This window comes from Wolbachia endosymbiont (group A) of Nomada flava, from assembly GCF_964027055.1.
Taxonomy (GTDB): Bacteria; Pseudomonadota; Alphaproteobacteria; order Rickettsiales; family Anaplasmataceae; genus Wolbachia; species Wolbachia pipientis.
In genome coordinates this window covers 972,110-991,552 of the sequence record NZ_OZ034725.1, presented here as the reverse complement: position 1 = coordinate 991,552, position 19,443 = coordinate 972,110, and the positions used below count along the sequence as shown (strand labels likewise).

Here is a 19,443-nt window from a genome sequence, read left to right as displayed (position 1 = left end):
TATGAATACTTTTAAAGTGCAATTTTTCTCTCCTGATGATCAAATTTCATTCAGTGGAGTGGTTTCTCTTTCAGTAACTGGGCTCGAAGGGGAGCTTATGATTTTAGCTCACCATGCTCCTTACTTAATTTATTTATTGCCTGGTATGATTACTGTTAAAATGAGTAATCAAACAGAAAAGAAGGTTGTAATTGATAGTGGCGTATTAGAAGTTGCAAGTAATAATTGTAGCATTATAACAAGTCAAATTCAGGTTTTTGATCGTGCAATTCATGATGAGAAATCGTTTAAAAATAAGAGAATTAGTATATATTTAAGTTATCTTGATGAGAAGTTTCTTTCTTAGTTATTTTAGGCAAAAAGTCAATTATCATTCAAGTGGCTATAAGATTTTTGCTCAGGGGGCTCTTTTTTGTCATCCCAGAAACCCCGGGGTGTCATCCCAGTGTCGGAGTACTTTAGGTGTATGATCCCAGAGTGTGATGGTATGGGACCATACACCTAATCAAATAAAAATTAAAGAAGGAGAGTTGGTTGTAACGGTTGGAGATAACGACTTTGTTTTACCTGGAATTTACGTTGGATAAACTACAAAAAATAACAGGTAAAAATCAACGTAAATTTAAGATAAATCGATTTTATTAGTATTATCAAATCAAAATCTGTTTTTAATTAATCAATAATACTTTTTTACATATTTTCATCCCCTTTCATGGATTTTTTAATTTTATAGATGATATCTAATATTATTAGAAGCATTGTAAAATATCTTATGAGAAAAGTTATAAAATATATTAGCATTATTGGTATTGCATGTTTAGTATTGTTATTTTTTATATCTAATGTGGAAACACGCGTAAAAACACAGGAAGAACAATTATTCCTAGCTGTAGAAGATGGTAATGCACAAGAAGTAAAACTATTACTCAAAAATGGTGCAGAACCAAATTGACCTTACCCAGAAAAAGTAGAGAGAAAGTTAAGACGTTTTTATCATGAGAATAAATTGTGCAGGAATGCAATAGTTAGAGGTTGTCCACAAACCAAGGAATACGTAGTATATAAAGAAAGAATATTGAGGTAAGAGATGAGGAAAAAATATCCAACAGATTTAAGTAAAAGGGAATGGGCAAGAATAGAAAAACACTTCAGAGTATCATACAAGAAAGGAGGAAGGCCACCAAAATACAGTAAGTGTGAGATAGTAAATGCAATTCTTTATATACTGCGCACAGGATGTCAATGGCGCTATTTACCACACGATTTTCCGCCGTGGAAGGCTGTGCATGAACAGTTTAGAAGATGGAAAAAGCAGGGAATTTTTGAGAAAATGAACTATGATATCACTAAATATAGTAGGTCAAAAATGGGAAGAAATGAGGAGCCGAGCGCATGCATAGTGGACAGTCAATCGGTAAAAACCACGGAAAAAGGGGGGTCAAAGGTTATGATGGTGCGAAAAAGGTAAAGGGGAGAAAAAGACATATAATCACAGATACTCAAGGATTTGTGCTTGGTTGCTATGTAGGAGCTGCAAGCGAAAATGACAGAGATGGGGTGAAGATGGCATTGGACAATATGAAGGAAAAATACAGCAATATTAAGAAAATGTGGGCTGATATGGGATACCAAGGAAAAGATTTAAAGGATTACGTAAAGAGAGAATATGGGATAGATATTGAAATTGTCAAAAGGCCTCCATGTAGGTTTTGGGTGCATAAAGATACACCACTAGAACTATTGCCACAACGGGATCCTGGATTTTCAGTACAGCCGAGAAGGTGGGTGGTAGAGAGGACTTTTGCTTGGATCAATAGAAATAGAAGGCTATCAAAGGAGTACGATTTACTTACAACATCTACTGAAAGTTTCATATATCTGGCTATGAGTAAAGTTATGTTAAGTAGGGAATATGCTTGATTTACTGGTTTGTGGACAACCTCTAAAGGCTTTTTCTGGATTGATTTTCCTCAAAATACTAATAGCTTTTCTAATCGCTTTTTCTCTCTTTTTATTATCTTGCTTTTCATTTAATATCAGATGTTCAGTTTTGGTAAAAGCATTACCTTGATCACTCTTTGCAATGTTACAAACGATGTTTTTTACAACTTTTTCGGTTGCTGCATAATCTATTTCTTTTGCAAAGCAGTCAACAAATGATTGCCAAACTTTTTTATTAACAAGCTTACTTGTCTTATTTTCAAAATCTTCTATATCTTTTATATCTTTGAATCCCAAAATAGTATAGAGATTTTTTTCGATTATTGGTTCGGCATGTTGTTTTGCCACTTTACCTTTTATATTAAATGGAAATTTACTAATCTTAGTTGTACCCACAATGTTACCTCAATATTAACGCTATCTATAAAAGTATAAAGACTTAATATTTAATTTTTAATTAATAGTAGCACAGCTAACTACGGGCTAGCATCAATAGCAAGCGTCAATTAACACTTTAACTTCTTACTTGTCATCAGTAATATTGTTTATATAAAAACTATAATTTTTTATGCCTGAACTTGGGAATATATTGCTATTGCTAGCCTGCTTATTGTCTTTGACATATTTGTTTTTACCGCTTAGTTCTTGTCGGTTTATTACCACTGCCATATTTTTTTGTGTATCAGCGTCAATGGCTATTTTGATCTACTGCCACATTACAAATGATTTCTCACTCGAAAACGTATATTACCACTCACACACAACAAAACCTTTGATCTATAAGATTTGTGGTGTTTGGGGAAATAAAGAAGGGTCCATGTTGCTTTGGGCATTAGTGCTTGTCATGTATTTATTACTAATGGATATTTATATACCTTCTGTCATCCCAGTTTCCCCCTCTGTCATCCCAGCCTCTTCTTCTGTCATCCCAGTGCCTAGACACTGGGATCCAGACAATTTAATTGCAAATGAGTACATCAAATGGCAGTGTAATAAAAACTGGATTCCAGTGTCAAGCACTGGAATGACACCAGAACGAACTAATGGTAGTAAATTAAAAAAAATATCTCTTATCACTCATGGGCTGATTTGCTTTTGTTTTTTACTGTTCACTTTAATTGAATCCAGCCCCTTCACTAAAATGCCAGGCATTGAAACAGATGGATTGGGTTTTAATCCGATATTGCAGGATATAGGCCTTGCTATTCATCCACCGATATTATATTTGGGGTACCTTGGATTTAGCGTTCCTTTTTCGCTCTCTATAGCTGGATTAATTTTAAATACTGAAGGAAATGTTTGGGCTAAAATTGTCAGGCCTTGGGTACTTATTTCTTGGTCGCTGCTCACTTTGGGCATCAGCTTAGGTAGCTGGTGGGCATATCGCGAACTTGGGTGGGGTGGATTTTGGTTTTGGGATCCAGTGGAAAATGTTTCTCTGATGCCGTGGCTAATTGCAGTAGCGCTGACACATTTGTTGCTCGTTGTACGAAATTTCAATACTTTAAGGAATTTCGCTATTTTACTTACGCTTACAACTTTTGTCTTGAGTGTAACTGGAACATTTCTAGTCCGCTCAGGAATACTCACTTCAGTGCACACGTTTGCAGATGACCCAAGATATGGACTATATATATTAGCTCTACTTGGTGTAATTACAGTCAGTAGCTTAGTAATATTTGTAGTGTTTACGAGAAAAAATCACACATCTGCAATGTCATTCCAGTGCGTGACACTGGAATCTGAAAAGAAACTTGCTACTCAAGTGACAGAGGGTAGAAGATTCTTTTCACGCCTTACGATGATGCTGATGAACAATTTATTATTTATCACTGCCTTTTTCATTGTGTTCGTTGGCACTTTATACCCTACAGTGCTTGAGTATTTAACCGGTGAATTAATTTCAGTTGGAGCACCATATTACAATTCTTTATTTAATCCTATTGCACTCACTATTCTAGTGCTCACCATGATCGGGCAATACTGTAGTTGGCGGGGAAATAGTCTATTGCCAATATTCCGTGAATACAGATTCTCATTCTGTAGTGCTGCAGCTATTTTGCCGTTTATCTTTCACATGGAGCTAATGATTGTGCTATCAATTACCATCTCCATAGCATTATTAATCTTTGTTTTAGAAGCATATAGTAAAAGAATTTGTTTATTTAAGGTAGCATTTGGTGAATCAATTTTATTAGCAAGAAGAGTTTCTAAATCCTACTATGCAATGATGGCAGCTCATGCTGGAGTGGCAATTCTAGTGTTTGGTATAACTTATTCAGTTGGTTGGCAGGAGAAAAAAGAAAATTACTTAAAAATAGGGGATAGCATAACAGTCAATAAATTTAAAGTTACTTTACGAAATATTGAGCTAATAAAAGAAAAAAATTTCCATGCAGTAAGAGGAACAATGGATATCAGGAATTTGTTGAATAACAAGATATTGGGTGAGATAACTCCTGAATATAGATTTTACCTTGTGGAAGGTCAGAAAAATGTTGAAAGCAGTATCTACCACAATTTATTTTCTGATATTTATGTTGTAATCGGTGAGATTGATAAGAGTAAGAGCAAAATCGCAGCCAAAGTGCACTATAAACCTGGAATGTCTATAATCTGGCTTGGATCCTTCCTCATCGCTTTTGGCTCGCTCCTTGCCGCTTTTCCTTCTAGTGGACGAGCAAGGGTTGTCTAGCTGTCGTGGATTTATTAACAACGCTCCTAGGTCCAGAGTGCAACGTATGAGAAATTACCGAGCTATAGATACTGATTTGCAAAGGTTAGAACCAAAGAAAGTTATATTTTTTTATTGACAGACCTATATATTACGATATTCACTAAGGGATTAGTGAGTAATGGTTATACAATATGAATGGTGGGGTATCAGGCAAGGAAAAAGTTATACGCACTGCTTTCAATTTTAAGGACCTTTGCAGCGAGTGGCGTCAAACTCTTGAAAGTAATGCACAAACTCCTCTACAGCACTCCGATGATTCTTGTACAAGTGATAACAGTAATAATCATAGTCAAGTGCTTTTCACTACGTACCGTTCTAATCAACAGTATAACCCTTCCAACTATGATTCGTCGAGCGAAATAGATGAACACGATATAGAAACTCAAAAGATTGAAGAAGGTGATGGCCATGATTCAGGTATTAGTTCCGATGATGAGGATGACCGGACAACTTATACAGCAGTACAATTAACTAATGATTCTCTTGATAGCCAAAGATATACAGGAATATATATTCCAACAACAACTGATGGTTGGGTAGGTGAAAATAATCATCAGACTGGTTTATCAGGTAATTTGCCAGACGGAAGTAATAATCCACAAATTTTTGAAAGTACTGATTCAGTAGAGCATAATTCTACCTGCAATGATCATGTAATTTGTGATTCAGGTCACAATTCTGACGATGAGGATCAGATTCCAGAGGACTTTCTTTCAAGGACACAAGTACGATCGATTGAAATTGATCAGTTTGAACTGTTGTACGAAAAGGAGAAAATAGAAGCACAAAATAATCAAAAATATACAGAAAATGTATGTAATCCAACAAATGGTGGTTTGTTAGGTGAAAGTGATAATCAACAGATTTCTGAAGATACAGAAATAACTTCTGATTGTAATCCAGATGATTCAGATCCAAAAGGGAACGAGGGCTATGGTTCAGATGGTTCTTGTGAAAGTAAAGAAAATTTGACAAAGGGCGCTGACGGTAGTAATCAGACTTTTGAAGGTGAACAGAAAAGCTCAGAATTTCCGAAAGTTGACAATTGGTCAGATAGTGATGGGAACTCAGAAGATAGTTCGGACTGTGGTGATGATGATGTTGGTCATTATGATACAGATTGTGGTAAACGCTACAGTCATCTGAGTTTTCATGATGAAAACACAAACATAATAAAAGAAGATTCTTTTTCTTTAGCCCAAATAGAACTGAATAAAGCAGAAGAGGAAAAGTATGAAAGTATTTGGCAAGAAATGGATAAAATCCTTAGTGATTCAGATGAAGCTGGTGAATGTGAAGAAGATGATATTGGGGAGTTGAAAGGGAGACTTGATGAAGTTATAAGCCAAGCACTGGAACAAGGAATTATGTTCACTTTTCCATATAAAGACGGCGAGTCCTTTGTAGACCATATAATTAATACAATACAAGCACGATATTGGGTCGATTCTACTGAGAATTTTAGACTTCTAGAGGAGAAAAAGATATTACAAGTAATATCGGAGGGTGCAACTTTAAATAAATTTACTAAAGAGAATCACGATAATTATGTAAATTGTATTTACAGAGAAAAAGAGATTTTAAGTCAAAGGAATAAAAATATTTTAGGACTTAATAATTTAGCATATGAAAGTATTGTAAACAAAAGCAAGCAGACTCAAAATGTATTAGGAGTAGACAAGGATAATGGATATTTTTGTGTAGAATACTCGCAAGATAGTATTGTTGAAGTTGCAGAAATCCTAAACAATGAAAAAGTCAAAGACTTAAATTTAAGAGTTGGCATTCTCAAAATTGGAGAAAGTATAGTAAGAGTTGAAAATGTAGAAGAAATAGGGGGAAAAAGAAATTACATGGATGTCTCAAAAGGTGGTATTGAAATGTCTTTTACCACTGAGGTAGGAGAGATAAGTATTTATCTAAGTCCTAGTGAGAAAGACAGCAATAAAATAAAAGTGGAGATTGATGGGGAAAACAGAGCAAGGCTTAATGAGTTAAAAGATAAGGGAAAAAGTTTAGGGGAAAACTGTCTTTTAGGAGGAAAAAGTGTTGAGGAAGCTGTAGAGCATAAAAGTTTTGAAAGATATGGCAGTGTACCTAACACTGCTATGAAGGAACCTAGCTTAGGTTGCGTTGCTAACATAGCAAAGGCGGGATGAACTTGCAGAGATAAAATGATGGGCCAAATTGGCGGTATTTTGCTCTTGTCATGTACTTCAAAATTGCAAAGTTTGCACTAGATAGAACTTAATTGACAGACAAGAATCAACTGACAGAAAAATTTACATAGTCAAACAACCACAAAATAAACTAGTGAATTTTTTGAAAAGTATATAAAATTCAAGTTTAAGTAAATAGCATGGCACTTAGACTCATTCCAGATAACCTCAATATCAAGTTTAGTAAATATAGGGATTTGACTGCACTCGTTAGCATTATTCTTATCATCTTTTCAATGCTCACTGTTGTGCTGCGTGGAGTGAACTTAGGCATAGACTTTGCAGGCGGAATTTTGATAGAGATAAAATCTTCAGATGAGAATCACTCTATTCTCGATGCATTAAAAGAAAATGGTTTTACAGTGCAGAGTTCAAAAGCGGGTGATAATTTAGTCATGCGTTTTAAAGATGAGGGAGACGAAAATAAAATCAAAAAGATAAAAAGCATACTAGAAGAAAAGCTGGGGAGCTCAATAAGCTATCGTAAAATAGACTATGTTGGCCCACAAATAAGCTCAACACAAATATTTGAAGGAATGTTATCCATGTTGATTGCAATTGTTGGAATATTTTTTTACGTTTGGTTTAGATTTAATTGGCAATGTGGATTCAGTGGAATAACAGCACTGATTCATGACGTGATTTTAACTATTGGTTTTATTAGCCTAACTGGCATTGAGTTTAATATTTCATCAGTTGCAGCTCTCCTCACTGTCATTGGTTATTCAATCAATAACTCAGTAATTATATACGATCGGATTCGAGAGTATTGCAAGAGTGGTAAAAGTGGGCGGATGAGTGAGATAGTGGATGCAAGTATCAACGCTACATTATTTCGCACTATATTAACCTCGGGTACAACCCTTCTTGCTGCTCTTCCTTTGGCATTAATCTGCACAGATGCAGTGAAAGACTTCAGCTTGATCATTTTTTTTGGTATTTTGATTGGCACTTGTTCTGCAATATTTATTTCTGCTCCTATATTGACCTACAGAGCTTTAGATCATAGGAATATTTAGTCGCGGTATAATATCAACTTATTATCTCTTATAGTGAAATGAAAATACCTTAAAAAGCTCATTCCAAGTAGTGAATGAGACATAGAATGAGTGTTAACGCTTGCCTGTACATCATTAATCAAAAAATTTCCTATTTTAACTTGAGGTATTTGAACCACTCCAGCTTTTATTTGACCTTTCGCAGTTTCATATATTTTAAAATCCTGAACGTTTTGTAAGTTAATACCAGCATGTAATGCGTCTTTTTGTGATAGAACAATATCGGTTGCTCCAGTATCAAGCAAAAACGTTATATTGCTATCATTGACTTGAGCCTGAATATAAAAGTGTCCATCGTATGATTTCGTAAATTCGATACTTCCACTATTTTGAATTCTTCCTTTATATGGTAAAAAAGTACTGAGAAATCTGTCGCTTAGTTTGTCCCTTTGTGAATCAATAAGCATTGAAGTGGCGGCTATTATTAGTAACCAAATAACTAGATTTTTCACCGCGTTCATATTGTTAAAATTTGAAGCTATTAAAATAAATTTTAAAGATTAGCGTTAAAAGTTATTATTAAAAATAAGTAAATTTCATTGTTTTAGTACAATATTTAGTATACACTTTAAGAAGATATGTTTGATTTAATTTCATGTCAGAAGCAAAAAGTTTAATTTTGGCAGCTATCCTTTCCATGTTAATCATGGTGTCTTGGCGTATTATTTATGATAATTTTTTTAGTACAAACCAAAACCAGCCATTGATTGAAAATATTGAACATATCGAATCTTTTAACGACCTTGCTCCTATAATATACCAAAATCGTTCTGAAATTATTAATTCTACTCGAGAACAGAGGGTTAGTTTAACCAATAACATGATTAAAGGATCAATTGCTCTGAAAGGTGCAAGGTTTGATGACTTAATTTTAACTAATTACCACTTAGAACCGAGTTCTTCTTCTCCACAAGTGGTGTTACTGTCACCTGCAGAATCAAAAGATGTATATTTCGCAGAATTTGGGTGGCTCGATCCGAATAACAAGATTAAAGTTCCAGATTCTAAGGCAGTTTGGCAAGCAGAGAAACTCAATCAAAAAGAGGTCAATTTACTCTGGGATAATGAGAATGGCATTTTGTTTAGAATGAAAATTAGCCTCGACGATAACTACATGTTTAAGGTTGAGCAAATTATTGAAAACAATACAAAAGATAATGTAGTTTTGGTTCCTTATGGTAAAATCAACCGTAAACGTGACAATATCAACGAATCTTATTGGATATCCCATGAAGGAGTACTGGGTACATTTGATAATAAACTAGAGGAGTGGACATATAAGGATATTTCCAAAAAACATTTAATAAAAGCAAGTACAAGTGAAAAAAATTGGTTTGGTTTTGCTGATAAATACTGGCTCACAGCCATCATACCTGAAAAATCTGATAAAATAAATGTAAGCATTAAACATACTAACGCTAATGATATTGATAAATTTCAAGTAGATTTTGTTAAGTCTTATAAGAGTATACTTCCTGGTGCAAGCACTTCTAATGTGAATTATTTTTTTGCTGGAGCAAAAAAGTTGAATTTACTGGATTCTTATAAGGATACTCTCAATATACCTTTATTTGATAAAGCTGTAGATTTTGGTGTTCTTTATTTTATAACCAAGCCAGTGTTTTTACTGCTTGAATATTTTAACTTCGTTTTAAAGAATTTTGGCTTAGCAATATTGTTGCTCACTTTAGTAATCAAACTTTTGATGCTTCCCTTATCTAATAGATCATATATTTCGATGTTCAAGGTGAAAAGCCTGCAGCCTGAATTAACTCGTATAAAAGAGTTGTATAAAAATGACAGCTTAAAGCAGCACAAAGAGACAATTGCGTTGTTCAAGAGAAACAACGTAAACCCAATGTCGAGCATTTTTCCCATGCTAATACAAATACCGGTATTTTTTGCTCTATATAAAGTATTATTTGTTACTATAGAGATGAGGCATGCTCCTTTTTTTTTATGGATTAAGGATCTTTCAGCTCCTGACCCAACGAACATCTTTACATTATTTGGGTTGTTTAATTATAACTTTCCTATTTCTATAGGCATTTTGCCTATAATTTTTGGTATTACTATGATAATTCAGCAGAAGCTAAGTGAGAAAGATCAAACCAATAAAGATGATATTCAAGTAAATGTTATGAAGTTTTTACCTTACATTTCTGTATTTATTTTTTCTTCTTTTCCTGCCGGCCTGATAATATATTGGATATTTAGTAATATTATAACTTTAATTCAACAGTCATTAATAAAGTTGTTTTTAACAAAAAAAGTGGTAGTAAATGTCGAAAATACTAATAGTTAATTCGGTTTATTATGCTGAAATAGCAAACCTTTTACTTGAAGGTGCAGTTGATAGATTAAAAGAAAGTCATGTAAGCTATGACATAATTGAAGTTCCTGGTGCATTCGAGATACCAGCTACAATTCTTTTTGCGGTCAAAAGTAAAAATGCTAATTACGACGGTTATTTAGCTCTTGGGTGCGTGATTCGCGGTGAAACTGATCATTATAAATACGTTTGTAAAGGAGTAATCGAAGGCTTAAATGAAGTTATTATGCATTATGCAATGCCCCTTGGTATGGGCGTAATTACCGCTGACAGCAAAGATAAAGCACTAATTAGAGCTGACAAAAACAAAAAGAACGTTGGTGGCCATGCAGCCTCAACTGTTTTGCATATGATAGATTTATACAACAAATTAAAGTAATGGAGGAAAAACCGGTAGATAAAAAGTGGCGTATAAAAAGAAGCACGGCAAGGTTTCTTGCCGTACAAATTGCTTATTCAAATATTTTTGTAGGTTACAACAAAAGCACTTTTAAATTGGAAAATTTTGAGCTTAAGGACTACATAAGTAAGTTGAAAGATATATTTGAATGTGAAGAATTTGAACATCAGTTCTTAGAAAATTTGTTATATAAGGTTATAAAAAGCAGTGAAGAATATGATAAAATAATAGAGTCTTACTTACACCCAAGCTGGTCCCTCTCACGGTTAAATCTTATAAGCTTATCTATCTTGCGCGTTGCAATATGTGAGTTAGCTAATTGTGATACGCCAGTTCCAGTTGTTATCAATGAGTATACTAACATTGCATCTGATTTGCTTGATAAACCAAGCGAAATTGGTTTTATTAATGGGTTATTAGATAAAGCAAAAGATGCAGTTAAATTAAATAAAAATCCTTAGCAGTTATAACCAGCAAGCACAAGGTGTCATCCGAGTAGCTGACACTGGCTTCCATGTAACCTCATCAAAAATAGACTTCTTGCGTTATCTCCTGTCATCCCAGTGCCCCGACACTGGGATCCAGTCCTTTCGCACAGTTCCATCAAAAACGTTGTAAAGGCTTTCGTGTTTATCAACTTAGTGCCCAATCTGGATCCCAGTGTCAAGCACATAACTGTACGAACATTGTAGTTTGGGCCACCAGTGGGGTGTCATCCCAGTGCCCAGACACTGGGATCCAGCTTCTATGCAACTTAATTAAAAACGTTTATTTTAGCGTAAGACAACTACCTTTAGCTCATCAGCTCAGTTATAAGCAAAATTTCTGGATTCCAGTGTCAAGCACTGGAATGACATCATCTGTTGTGCAATTTACCTTCAAAAATGAATGTTCGTACAGTTATATGTCAAGCACTGGGATAACAAGAAAGGGAACACTGGAATTTTTGTTTCAGCATTAGCCATGCATCTAAACAGATACGTTGCCTTGAGAATCGCAACATCCATGCAGTTATGCGCGTAACACTGAAAATCAAAAAAAACAAAGAGGCAGACTTGATCTACCTCTTTTATACTTAGCTGTCTAGTCTCTTCTCTTGAGCAACTTGTTTAGCAATAACTGAGCCTAAATAAGTGTTAACCTCTTTAGCACCATCTTTGTCTAAACCTAATGTTTTATTCCACTTTGTTTCATTTACTGCCTCGAACTTACCTTCATCGCTTTTCTCTTTTAGTGAACCTATCTTGAAGAGTAAAGTATTGCCTATCGTCTCGTCATTATCAAACTGACCATCAACAGCAATACGGTAGTTCTCGCCTTTTAAGCTGAAGTCTATATACCATTTATCCTCTTCCGCATTATCTTTAACTTGGTTATCCTTTTTCATTTCCTCATACACCTCTTTTGTTACTAGCAATTTTGCTTCACCATTAACAACAATCTTCGGAGCTTTCAACTCAGATATTTTGTTGTTTCTGCTAATAGTATATATTGCTAAATAAGCCAGCATAATATTAATACCTGCTAATATAAATGCTTCAGGTGTAGTTGCAAAAGCTGCAGTTGAAGACCTCCAAAGCGGTGCTGAAAGTGCTACTATTGCACCTATGGCACACAGAGCAGCAAGTGCTACAAATGCAATGTTTGTTTTGTGGGACTAACCACGATGATTCTTGAAATATTTGGAAGTTAGCATAAACGACCTCAAATATTAATATGCTTAAATAAAAAAACTGTCATAGTCAAGCTTTTTCGTAAGCTACCTGCCGCTTGAGCCAAAGCCCCCTGCATTGCGACCGGTTTCTTCTGTGCAGAACTCTTCTCTGTCATCCCAAATTACCTGAGATACAGGAGAAATAAGGATTTGTGCGATTCTATCTCCTCTTTTTATTTCGTATGGCTGATTACTTAGATTAATTAGACAAATTTTAACTTCACCTCGATAATCAGAGTCTATAGTGCCCGGAGAATTTAAGACAGTGATTCCATGTTTTGCAGCAAGACCAGAACGTGGGCGGATTTGCCCCTCAAAACCGTTTGGTATTGCAATCACAATTCCAGTTGGAACAAGTAATCTTTCAAGTGGATTTAAAACAGCAGAATCATTCAATGCAGCATAAAGATCCATGCCAGCACTCTGCGTAGTTGCATAACATGGAAGAGACAAGTCTTCTCCGTGTGATAATCTTTTTATTTCTACTTTAATTTTACTTCTTTGCACTCCAATTTACCATCTATGAAGACTCAATTATAGCATGTAAATTGTATCTGCAAAAGTGATAAATGTTACATCGTAAATGATGTCATTCCAGCGCTTGACGCTAGGCCATAAAATTCCTTGACAAGTTCAGTGCTCCTTTTTTTGTCATCCCAGTGCCCCTATGATGTCATTCCAGCCTGGAATCTAGTCCTTATTATGCAGCCACTTGGTTGAAATTAAGTCTTCTGGATCCCAGTGTCTGGGCACTGGGATGACACCCTGACAACCGTCATCCCGCTACTTGTTAGCGGGATCTAGAGATACCGCGATTCATTTGCGGTATGACGTAGATTGCTGTCATTCCAGTGTCAGCTACTTGAATGACACCCTCTTGGTATTCGTATAGTTGTAAGCAGTATAGCTATAAATCACTCACAATCGATATACTTGAATTATTCTCAGTAAATAAATCAAGCATAATGTTAGGTATTCTACCATCAACTATGTGAACAACTCCAGCACATTCCTCCGTCATTTTAACGTATGCCATAAGCCTTTCAATAAATTTTTCCCCTTTAATTTTCCCACAATCAATCGATGCATTTAAATTTTTAACAGATATCTTCCTGCCACCAATTTTATCTATTTCTTCATCTGTGTCACTCAAGATTATCATTTTAGATGCAGAAACTGCAATTGCAATTGCGCTTGCAGTGCTATCGGCATCAATATGATATGTTTCCCCATCTTTTCCATGACCAATTGGTGCAATAACTGGTATAAAATCTGATTCTTCAATAAAAAATAATATATCAGGATTAATTTCAGTGGGTCTACCGATGAACCCCATGTCTAATATCTTTTCGATATTATTTGATCTATCTTCTCTAAGCGTAGCGGTTATTTTTTCGGCTTTAATTAAGTTACCATCTTTTCCACATAATCCAATAGCTGAACCACCAGCAGAATTTATATGCTGAACAATTTTTTTATTAACTGAACCACACAGTGCCATTTCAATGATTTTCATAGTGTCTTTGTCTGTAAGTCTGATACCATTCACAAACTTACTGTTCATATCCAGCATTTTTAACACCGAGTTAATTTCATATTCTCCGTCATGAATTATTACCGGATTTATACCAAGCTGCTTCAACAAGACAACATTATGCACAAAAGTATTAAATAGTGTTTCATTTAAGATTATTGTACCACCGCATTTAATGACAAAAGTCTCGCCTACAAAGCTAGGTATGTTAGATAGCACTTCAAGTAATATTTCTGCTTTTTGTTCAAATGATACCTCACCCTTTAAAAATTCACTACTCTTCATTTTTTTATCTTGTAAACTTGAAAAACTCATCTCTTACCTTGGTTATTTTATGCTTAACACGGATGCTCATTTGATGAATTGACACATTCTCATTATTAATCCATTTTTGAATATCTTCTATAACAGCACCTAAGCTTTTTTGACTTACTTTATCTATTTTTGTTAGCACAATGTTAAAGTTAATGTTATTATATATTAACCAATAAATGAAGTCTTTGTCTATTTCTTTTAATCCTACCTTGCTATCTATCAACACAAACACTCTTCTTAGATTTTCTCTTTGAATTAGATAATACTCAATTAAGTTTAAATATTGTATAATTTCCTCCTTGCCTGCATGAGAGTAGCCATACCCTGGCAGGTCAACAAGCCTGAACTTATCATCGTACATAGAGTAAAAATTTATTTGTCTAGTGCATCCAGGTTTAGAGGAAACTCTGGCAGCTTTTTTGCTGTTTATCAGTAAGTTGATCAGACTGGATTTTCCTACATTTGATCTACCAGCAAACGCAATCTCTGGAGCCGACTCATTTGGTAATGATTTTATGTCCGAAGCTCCAAATATGAAATTGCAGTTTGATGTTATCTGTTTTGCCATTATATTCAACTAGAAGGTAGTAGGTATATTATAGTGTTATTGCTTGATATAAGAAATTTTTTATTTCAGTATATATTACTTAGCTAGATCTGTGCTATATGGATATGGAAAATAATTTACAAGACTTAAAGAAAAAATTTAATGATATAGAGAGAAATTTGGAAAATCCTACCAATTTAAGTCAAAAAGAATTCATTACCCTTTCAAAGGAATACTCTGAGCTCAGGCCAATAATCAAGATAATTGATGAATATAACACGCTGAAAGAGGAAATTTCAGACTTAGAAGAAATAATGAAAGATGAAAACAGCGAAGGTGATATAAAAGAGTTAGCAAAAGAAGAATTCTTCGAAAAGCACAAGGTATTATTACCAAAAATAAAAGCAAAATTAAAGTTAGCATTATTGCCCAAAGATGAAGATGACTCAAGAAATGCAATATTAGAAATTAGAGCAGGCACAGGCGGAGAAGAAGCAGCATTATTTGCAACAATGTTATTTCGTATGTACCAAAAATATGCAGAAAGAAGAAATTGGAAGTTCGAGCCAATAAGCATTTCTAATACAGGTATAGGTGGCTATAAGGAAGCTTCTGCACTCATTAATGGAACAGAAGTTTTTGCAAGGTTAAAATTTGAATCAGGGGTGCACAGAGTACAGAGAGTGCCAGAAACTGAATCCTCAGGAAGGTTGCATACCTCTGCCGCTACTGTTGCGATATTACCTGAAGTAGAAGAAGTTGACTTTAAAATAGAAGAAAAAGACTTACGCATAGATGTTTATAGATCCAGTGGTCCTGGAGGGCAATCAGTGAATACAACTGACAGCGCAGTAAGGGTCACCCACTTGCCAACAGGGATAGTTGTGATACAGCAAGATGAAAAATCGCAGCACAAAAATAAAGCTAAAGCGCTCAAAGTATTGAGGGCAAGGCTATACGAAATTGAAAGACAAAAAAAAGAAATGGAAAGGTCAACAATGAGGAAAAGTCAGATTGGCTCTGGGGATCGCTCCGAGCGCATAAGAACATATAATTTTCCACAATCAAGAATAACAGACCACAGAATTAATCTAACTTCACATCGATTAGAGCAGATTATAAAAGAAGGTGAACTAGATGAGTTTATTGAGGCATTAATTTCACGTAATGAAGCAGAAAGATTGGCCGGGGAAAGTTAGCAGCCTACAATGGAATATCTTTATTAATTACATAGGATCTTTTAAACGCAATAGATAGACAGTAAAAACAAGTTCTAGTACTATCGCGGATAGAACAAGAACAGCTACACTAATTGTTTGACCATTGTAAATGTAGCTTGTTAAGCCGATAAAAATAGCCATGATAAAAGCTCTAATGAACGAAAGTGCAGAAGAAGCCGTACCTTTAATTTTAGGGAAAACATTTAATGATGCATTAAAAACTACTGCCTGGCAAATTGCACAACCGATAGAAAAAATAATCATAGACAGTGTTACTAAGTAGAAAGAGTGGGGTACAATTATACTGAATATTACAAGCAATAGAGACCCAATAGCACCCACGCTCGTACCAAAAATTACACACTTTATTGCTCCAAGTTTCTGCAAGATTTTGCCAGCAAATAGACTGATGAATGAGAAGCACCCAACTATTGCACCTTGATGTAGTGCATAAATAGTGCTAGATAAACCAAAAGTCTTCATATACAGAAAAGGTCCACAAGTGATGAATGACATATAAGCGGCAGAAAAGAGGCTTGACATCAAAGACAACGTAACAAACCTCGGATTAGATAGTAGTTTTCTGTAATCTTTCATCGTTTTTTTTAAGCTGAAAATATCGCGGTCCTTTTTTGTTTCTGGTAACGCTAAAAGCAGCAAAACCCAAGAGATTAAACAAAGTATTGCAACAGTTGCATAATTACCACGCCATCCTACAATTTCATTGATGAAACTGCCTAACACTGGCGCAATTGCCATGACAACTGTAAGAACAGAATTCATGATTCCAATAAATTTCACCGCTTCGTCACCTTTATAGCTGTCTGCAACGATTGCAAACACAACTACAGATGTGCTGGCACCAATGCCCTGAACAAAGCGAGAGATTAAAAGCCAAAAAATCGACGGTGCAAAAACACAACCAACAGCGCCGACGAGTAGCAAAGTGTTGCCTATGATCATAATCCTTCTTCTGCCATAGCATTCAGACAATGGACCGAAAAACAACCCTCCTATGCAAAAGCCTAGGAAATTATAAGCAATAGTTAATTGAATTGTTCCTTCTGATACGTTAAAATAGCGCACCATATCAGGAAAACTAGGTACGGAAATGTCAATTTCAATGAACTTGGCAATTAGAGACAGGATTAACAGAAATGGTAGTAACATTTGAGATTTTCAATTAATGAATAAAAATATCACATTTGAAGCGTTGAAAGAAGAACATTTTTTACTGTTATTAAAATGGTTAGAAACACCTCACGTAAAGCTATGGTGGGATGCGGATATAAATTGGACACCAGAGTTAATTGGGAAAAAATATAGCAATTATATCAAAGGATTCAAACGTTTGAAACTTAAGACACAAATTATTGAAAAACCAATGCATGCATTCATTATTAATTGTGATGGAGTTGATATTGGTTATATTCAATACTATAACAAACATGATTTTCCACCTGAGCAGGGCTACGATACTTCTGAGCTTCCAGAAAGCTGTGCTGCTATAGACTGGTATATCGGAGAGCTGGGTTATGTGGGCAAAGGCATTGGTCCACAAGCTTTGAATATATTTTTAAACGAATTTGTCTTTAAAGTTTCTGAAAATGCTTTTGTTGACCCAGATACAGCAAATGTTCGTGCAACCCGTGTTTACGAAAAAGTTGGATTTAAAAAAATTAGGGAAAGTAATGGTACAATCTTAATGATCAAGGCAAGAATTCCTGAGAACCATGCAAGATGAGTGTTTTTTCAACAGTCCTTCTAAATTACTACAAGCAGTTTAATTTTTAGTAAATATGTCATTATTCAAAAATATGCAAGAAGCTTTATAGAAACTTAACATAATTTTATCATAAAAATGTCATTCTTAAGTCCTGTGTAAAAACAAATTTTGGCACTAATTTAATTAACTATGAGCTGGATAAATTGGGAAATAAATTTTGTTTACTTTTACAATACCTTAAGATCTAATGTTACTTTATCAGTCAAAAGTATCACAATAGGCTAGTATGTTCTTTACTCTTTTCCTAAAAATATTACCTATTTATATTACGATATTTATTGGTTATTTAGCAGGAAAATGTCTTAAAATTGATAGAAACACTATATCTCAAATACTCTTTTATATAGCTAATCCAATAGTGATTTTATATGGAGTCTCTCATACAGAAGTTAATTTAAAAGTAATTTCTCTGCCGATTTTGATATGGTTTATAGGTAGCACTATGTCTTTATCAGTGTATTATCTTTCTTCTTTTTTATTTAAGGATAACACGAGAAACATATTAGCGTTTAGCTCGGGCAGCACAAGTATGGGTTATTTTGGCCTGCCGATTGCCATGGCTTTATTTGATGAAGATTCAGTATCTGTATATGTTGTTTGTTATGTAGGAATGGCGCTATTTGAAAACAGCTTAGGATTTTACATAGCTGCAAATGGTATTTATACCGCAAAAGAATGCATATTAAAGTTGTTCAAACTTCCTTCGCTTTATGCGATGGTTCTGGGCTTCTTTTTAAGTATATACGATATACAAATACCTACTTTTTTAACAGATGTTATGATGAATATTAGAAGTACATTTGTCACATTAGGGATGATGCTACTTGGAGTGAGCATTGCAAATATTACAAGCTTTAAAGTAGATTGGAAGCTTGCTTTGATCACTATTACAGCAAAGTACGTATTCTGGCCATTATTTGTTTTAGGAATCGTTCTTATAGACAAACATGTTATAGGTGTATACGACGAGAGCATATATAAAGCACTGATGTTGCTAGCTATTATTCCAGTTTCTGGGTCCAGTATAATACTTGCTAATATTTTGAATTATCAACCAGATAAAGCTACTCTGTTGCTTTTAATCAGTACTGCAGTGGGACTGTTTTATGTTCCACTAATAATATCATTATTTTTTACTAAACTTGTTCCTTTTTGATCAAAAATTCAAGCGCTTGCATAACCATTATTTGGGTAACAACACAAGACATTGATAAAACTTGAATTTATGGCTAAAGCAACTTCTACAATTTGGTAACCCGTCATCCCGCTACTAGTTAGCGCCGCGGCGGTAAATTGACCTTACCCAGAAAAAGTAGAGAGAAAGTTAAGACGTTTTTGGAGTAAAATAAAACGTTTTTTCAAAATATGACAAATAGAAGAGAATATACAGCAGAATTCAAATTAGAAGCTGTTAAGCTGGTTAAAGAAACAGGTCAAGCAAGTACAAAAATAGCAAAAGATCTAGGTATAGATGGCAGTATGTTAAGTAAGAAAATATGATGGAAAAATGTCTGGAGCATACGCATTTCCAGGCAAAGGCTCCTTATGACAAAGAAAGATTTGATCTAAAAAAAGAACTAACAAGAGAAAGAGACATTTTAAAAAAAGCCCTGGGCAAAGAAAAAGAGTAAAGTATTCTT

At 34.6% G+C, this 19,443-nt stretch carries 23 protein-coding genes; 15 read left to right on the top strand and 8 right to left on the bottom strand.

What is annotated here, in order from left to right; genetic code table 11:
• The first annotated feature begins 1 nt into the window (after position 1).
• From AAGD70_RS05185 to AAGD70_RS05175, 3 genes are all read left to right on the top strand, one after another.
• Entirely contained in the window at positions 2–346 is a 345-nt protein-coding gene (locus AAGD70_RS05185) for a F0F1 ATP synthase subunit epsilon (RefSeq protein WP_065095371.1), read from the top strand.
• 426 nt (positions 347–772) lie between these two features.
• Positions 773–952, top strand: coding sequence for an ankyrin repeat domain-containing protein (locus AAGD70_RS05180; protein ID WP_245611051.1), 180 nt, complete (start codon positions 773–775; stop codon positions 950–952).
• 135 nt (positions 953–1,087) lie between these two features.
• A protein-coding gene (locus tag AAGD70_RS05175; RefSeq protein ID WP_264718686.1) for an IS5 family transposase occupies positions 1,088–1,920 on the top strand; the annotation gives its coding sequence in 2 pieces (ribosomal slippage) (positions 1,088–1,454 and positions 1,454–1,920; 834 coding nt in all).
• Here AAGD70_RS05175 and AAGD70_RS05170 read toward each other — a convergent pair.
• Positions 1,900–2,337: a hypothetical protein gene (locus AAGD70_RS05170; protein WP_065094714.1), complete on the bottom strand. Its 438-nt coding sequence runs from the start codon at positions 2,335–2,337 to the stop codon at positions 1,900–1,902. The genes AAGD70_RS05175 and AAGD70_RS05170 overlap by 21 nt on opposite strands.
• A gap of 172 nt (positions 2,338–2,509) precedes the next feature.
• Between AAGD70_RS05170 and AAGD70_RS05165 the strand changes: the two genes are divergently transcribed.
• The 3 genes from AAGD70_RS05165 to secF all read left to right on the top strand — a co-directional run bounded on the left by AAGD70_RS05165 (position 2,510) and on the right by secF (position 7,916).
• Positions 2,510–4,636, top strand: coding sequence for a heme lyase CcmF/NrfE family subunit (locus tag AAGD70_RS05165; RefSeq protein ID WP_065094713.1), 2,127 nt, complete (start codon positions 2,510–2,512; stop codon positions 4,634–4,636).
• A gap of 173 nt (positions 4,637–4,809) precedes the next feature.
• Positions 4,810–6,837: a hypothetical protein gene (locus AAGD70_RS05160; protein WP_065094712.1), complete on the top strand. Its 2,028-nt coding sequence runs from the start codon at positions 4,810–4,812 to the stop codon at positions 6,835–6,837.
• Positions 6,838–7,037: 200 nt separating this feature from the next.
• Complete coding sequence (secF, locus tag AAGD70_RS05155; RefSeq protein WP_065094711.1) at positions 7,038–7,916, top strand: protein translocase subunit SecF; 879 nt, start codon at positions 7,038–7,040, stop codon at positions 7,914–7,916.
• Here secF and AAGD70_RS05150 read toward each other — a convergent pair.
• Positions 7,913–8,416 (bottom strand): TIGR02281 family clan AA aspartic protease, encoded by a 504-nt coding sequence (locus AAGD70_RS05150; protein ID WP_065094710.1) that lies wholly within the window; start codon positions 8,414–8,416, stop codon positions 7,913–7,915. The two genes, secF and AAGD70_RS05150, sit on opposite strands and share 4 nt — an antisense overlap.
• A gap of 134 nt (positions 8,417–8,550) precedes the next feature.
• Here AAGD70_RS05150 and yidC point away from each other — a divergent pair, with 134 nt between their 5' ends.
• The 3 genes from yidC to nusB are packed head-to-tail and all read left to right on the top strand — an operon-like array spanning position 8,551 to position 11,148.
• Positions 8,551–10,260 (top strand): membrane protein insertase YidC, encoded by a 1,710-nt coding sequence (gene yidC / locus AAGD70_RS05145; protein WP_065094709.1) that lies wholly within the window; start codon positions 8,551–8,553, stop codon positions 10,258–10,260.
• The gene (locus AAGD70_RS05140) at positions 10,238–10,666 is read left to right on the top strand and encodes a 6,7-dimethyl-8-ribityllumazine synthase (protein WP_065094708.1); all 429 of its coding nucleotides are present in this window, start codon (positions 10,238–10,240) and stop codon (positions 10,664–10,666) included. The genes yidC and AAGD70_RS05140 overlap by 23 nt, the downstream gene beginning before the upstream one ends.
• A complete protein-coding gene (gene nusB / locus AAGD70_RS05135; protein ID WP_065094707.1) occupies positions 10,666–11,148 on the top strand; it encodes a transcription antitermination factor NusB in 483 nt (160 codons plus the stop codon). The genes AAGD70_RS05140 and nusB overlap by 1 nt, the downstream gene beginning before the upstream one ends.
• A gap of 26 nt (positions 11,149–11,174) precedes the next feature.
• On the opposite strand, the gene AAGD70_RS05130 is transcribed toward nusB, so the two are convergent.
• On the bottom strand, positions 11,175–11,360 hold the full coding sequence (locus AAGD70_RS05130; RefSeq protein ID WP_156518002.1) for a hypothetical protein: 186 nt from the start codon (positions 11,358–11,360) through the stop codon (positions 11,175–11,177).
• Between the two features lie 36 nt (positions 11,361–11,396).
• On the opposite strand from AAGD70_RS05130, the gene AAGD70_RS05125 reads away from it, so the two are divergent.
• Positions 11,397–11,648 carry a hypothetical protein gene (locus AAGD70_RS05125; protein WP_082941394.1) on the top strand — a complete coding sequence of 84 codons (252 nt, stop codon included), beginning with the start codon at positions 11,397–11,399 and terminating at the stop codon, positions 11,646–11,648.
• Positions 11,649–11,762: 114 nt separating this feature from the next.
• Here the strand turns inward: AAGD70_RS05125 and AAGD70_RS05120 are convergent, their stop codons facing one another.
• The 4 genes from AAGD70_RS05120 to yihA all read right to left on the bottom strand — a co-directional run bounded on the left by AAGD70_RS05120 (position 11,763) and on the right by yihA (position 14,818).
• Positions 11,763–12,197, bottom strand: coding sequence for a hypothetical protein (locus AAGD70_RS05120; RefSeq protein WP_245611029.1), 435 nt, complete (start codon positions 12,195–12,197; stop codon positions 11,763–11,765).
• Between the two features lie 249 nt (positions 12,198–12,446).
• Positions 12,447–12,908: a dUTP diphosphatase gene (dut, locus tag AAGD70_RS05115; RefSeq protein ID WP_065094705.1), complete on the bottom strand. Its 462-nt coding sequence runs from the start codon at positions 12,906–12,908 to the stop codon at positions 12,447–12,449.
• 400 nt (positions 12,909–13,308) lie between these two features.
• Positions 13,309–14,220, bottom strand: coding sequence for an acetylglutamate kinase (gene argB / locus AAGD70_RS05110; protein WP_065094715.1), 912 nt, complete (start codon positions 14,218–14,220; stop codon positions 13,309–13,311).
• 4 nt (positions 14,221–14,224) lie between these two features.
• A complete protein-coding gene (gene yihA, locus AAGD70_RS05105) occupies positions 14,225–14,818 on the bottom strand; it encodes a ribosome biogenesis GTP-binding protein YihA/YsxC (RefSeq protein ID WP_010962460.1) in 594 nt (197 codons plus the stop codon).
• A 98-nt stretch (positions 14,819–14,916) separates the two neighbouring features.
• On the opposite strand from yihA, the gene prfA reads away from it, so the two are divergent.
• Positions 14,917–15,996: a peptide chain release factor 1 gene (gene prfA, locus AAGD70_RS05100; RefSeq protein ID WP_065095337.1), complete on the top strand. Its 1,080-nt coding sequence runs from the start codon at positions 14,917–14,919 to the stop codon at positions 15,994–15,996.
• A 27-nt stretch (positions 15,997–16,023) separates the two neighbouring features.
• On the opposite strand, the gene AAGD70_RS05095 is transcribed toward prfA, so the two are convergent.
• Positions 16,024–17,187, bottom strand: a complete 1,164-nt coding sequence (locus AAGD70_RS05095) for a multidrug effflux MFS transporter (RefSeq protein WP_065094703.1) — start codon at positions 17,185–17,187, stop codon at positions 16,024–16,026.
• Positions 17,188–17,203: 16 nt separating this feature from the next.
• On the opposite strand from AAGD70_RS05095, the gene AAGD70_RS05090 reads away from it, so the two are divergent.
• The 4 genes from AAGD70_RS05090 (at position 17,204) to AAGD70_RS05075 (ending at position 19,434) form a co-directional block, all read left to right on the top strand.
• Entirely contained in the window at positions 17,204–17,761 is a 558-nt protein-coding gene (locus AAGD70_RS05090; protein WP_065094702.1) for a GNAT family N-acetyltransferase, read from the top strand.
• A gap of 268 nt (positions 17,762–18,029) precedes the next feature.
• Positions 18,030–18,959 (top strand): AEC family transporter, encoded by a 930-nt coding sequence (locus AAGD70_RS05085; RefSeq protein WP_065094701.1) that lies wholly within the window; start codon positions 18,030–18,032, stop codon positions 18,957–18,959.
• Positions 18,960–19,168: 209 nt separating this feature from the next.
• Positions 19,169–19,303, top strand: coding sequence for an IS3 family transposase (locus AAGD70_RS05080; RefSeq protein ID WP_007548354.1), 135 nt, complete (start codon positions 19,169–19,171; stop codon positions 19,301–19,303).
• Entirely contained in the window at positions 19,300–19,434 is a 135-nt protein-coding gene (locus AAGD70_RS05075) for a hypothetical protein (protein ID WP_259349141.1), read from the top strand. Before AAGD70_RS05080 ends, AAGD70_RS05075 begins: the two co-directional genes overlap by 4 nt.
• Positions 19,435–19,443 lie beyond the last annotated feature (9 nt).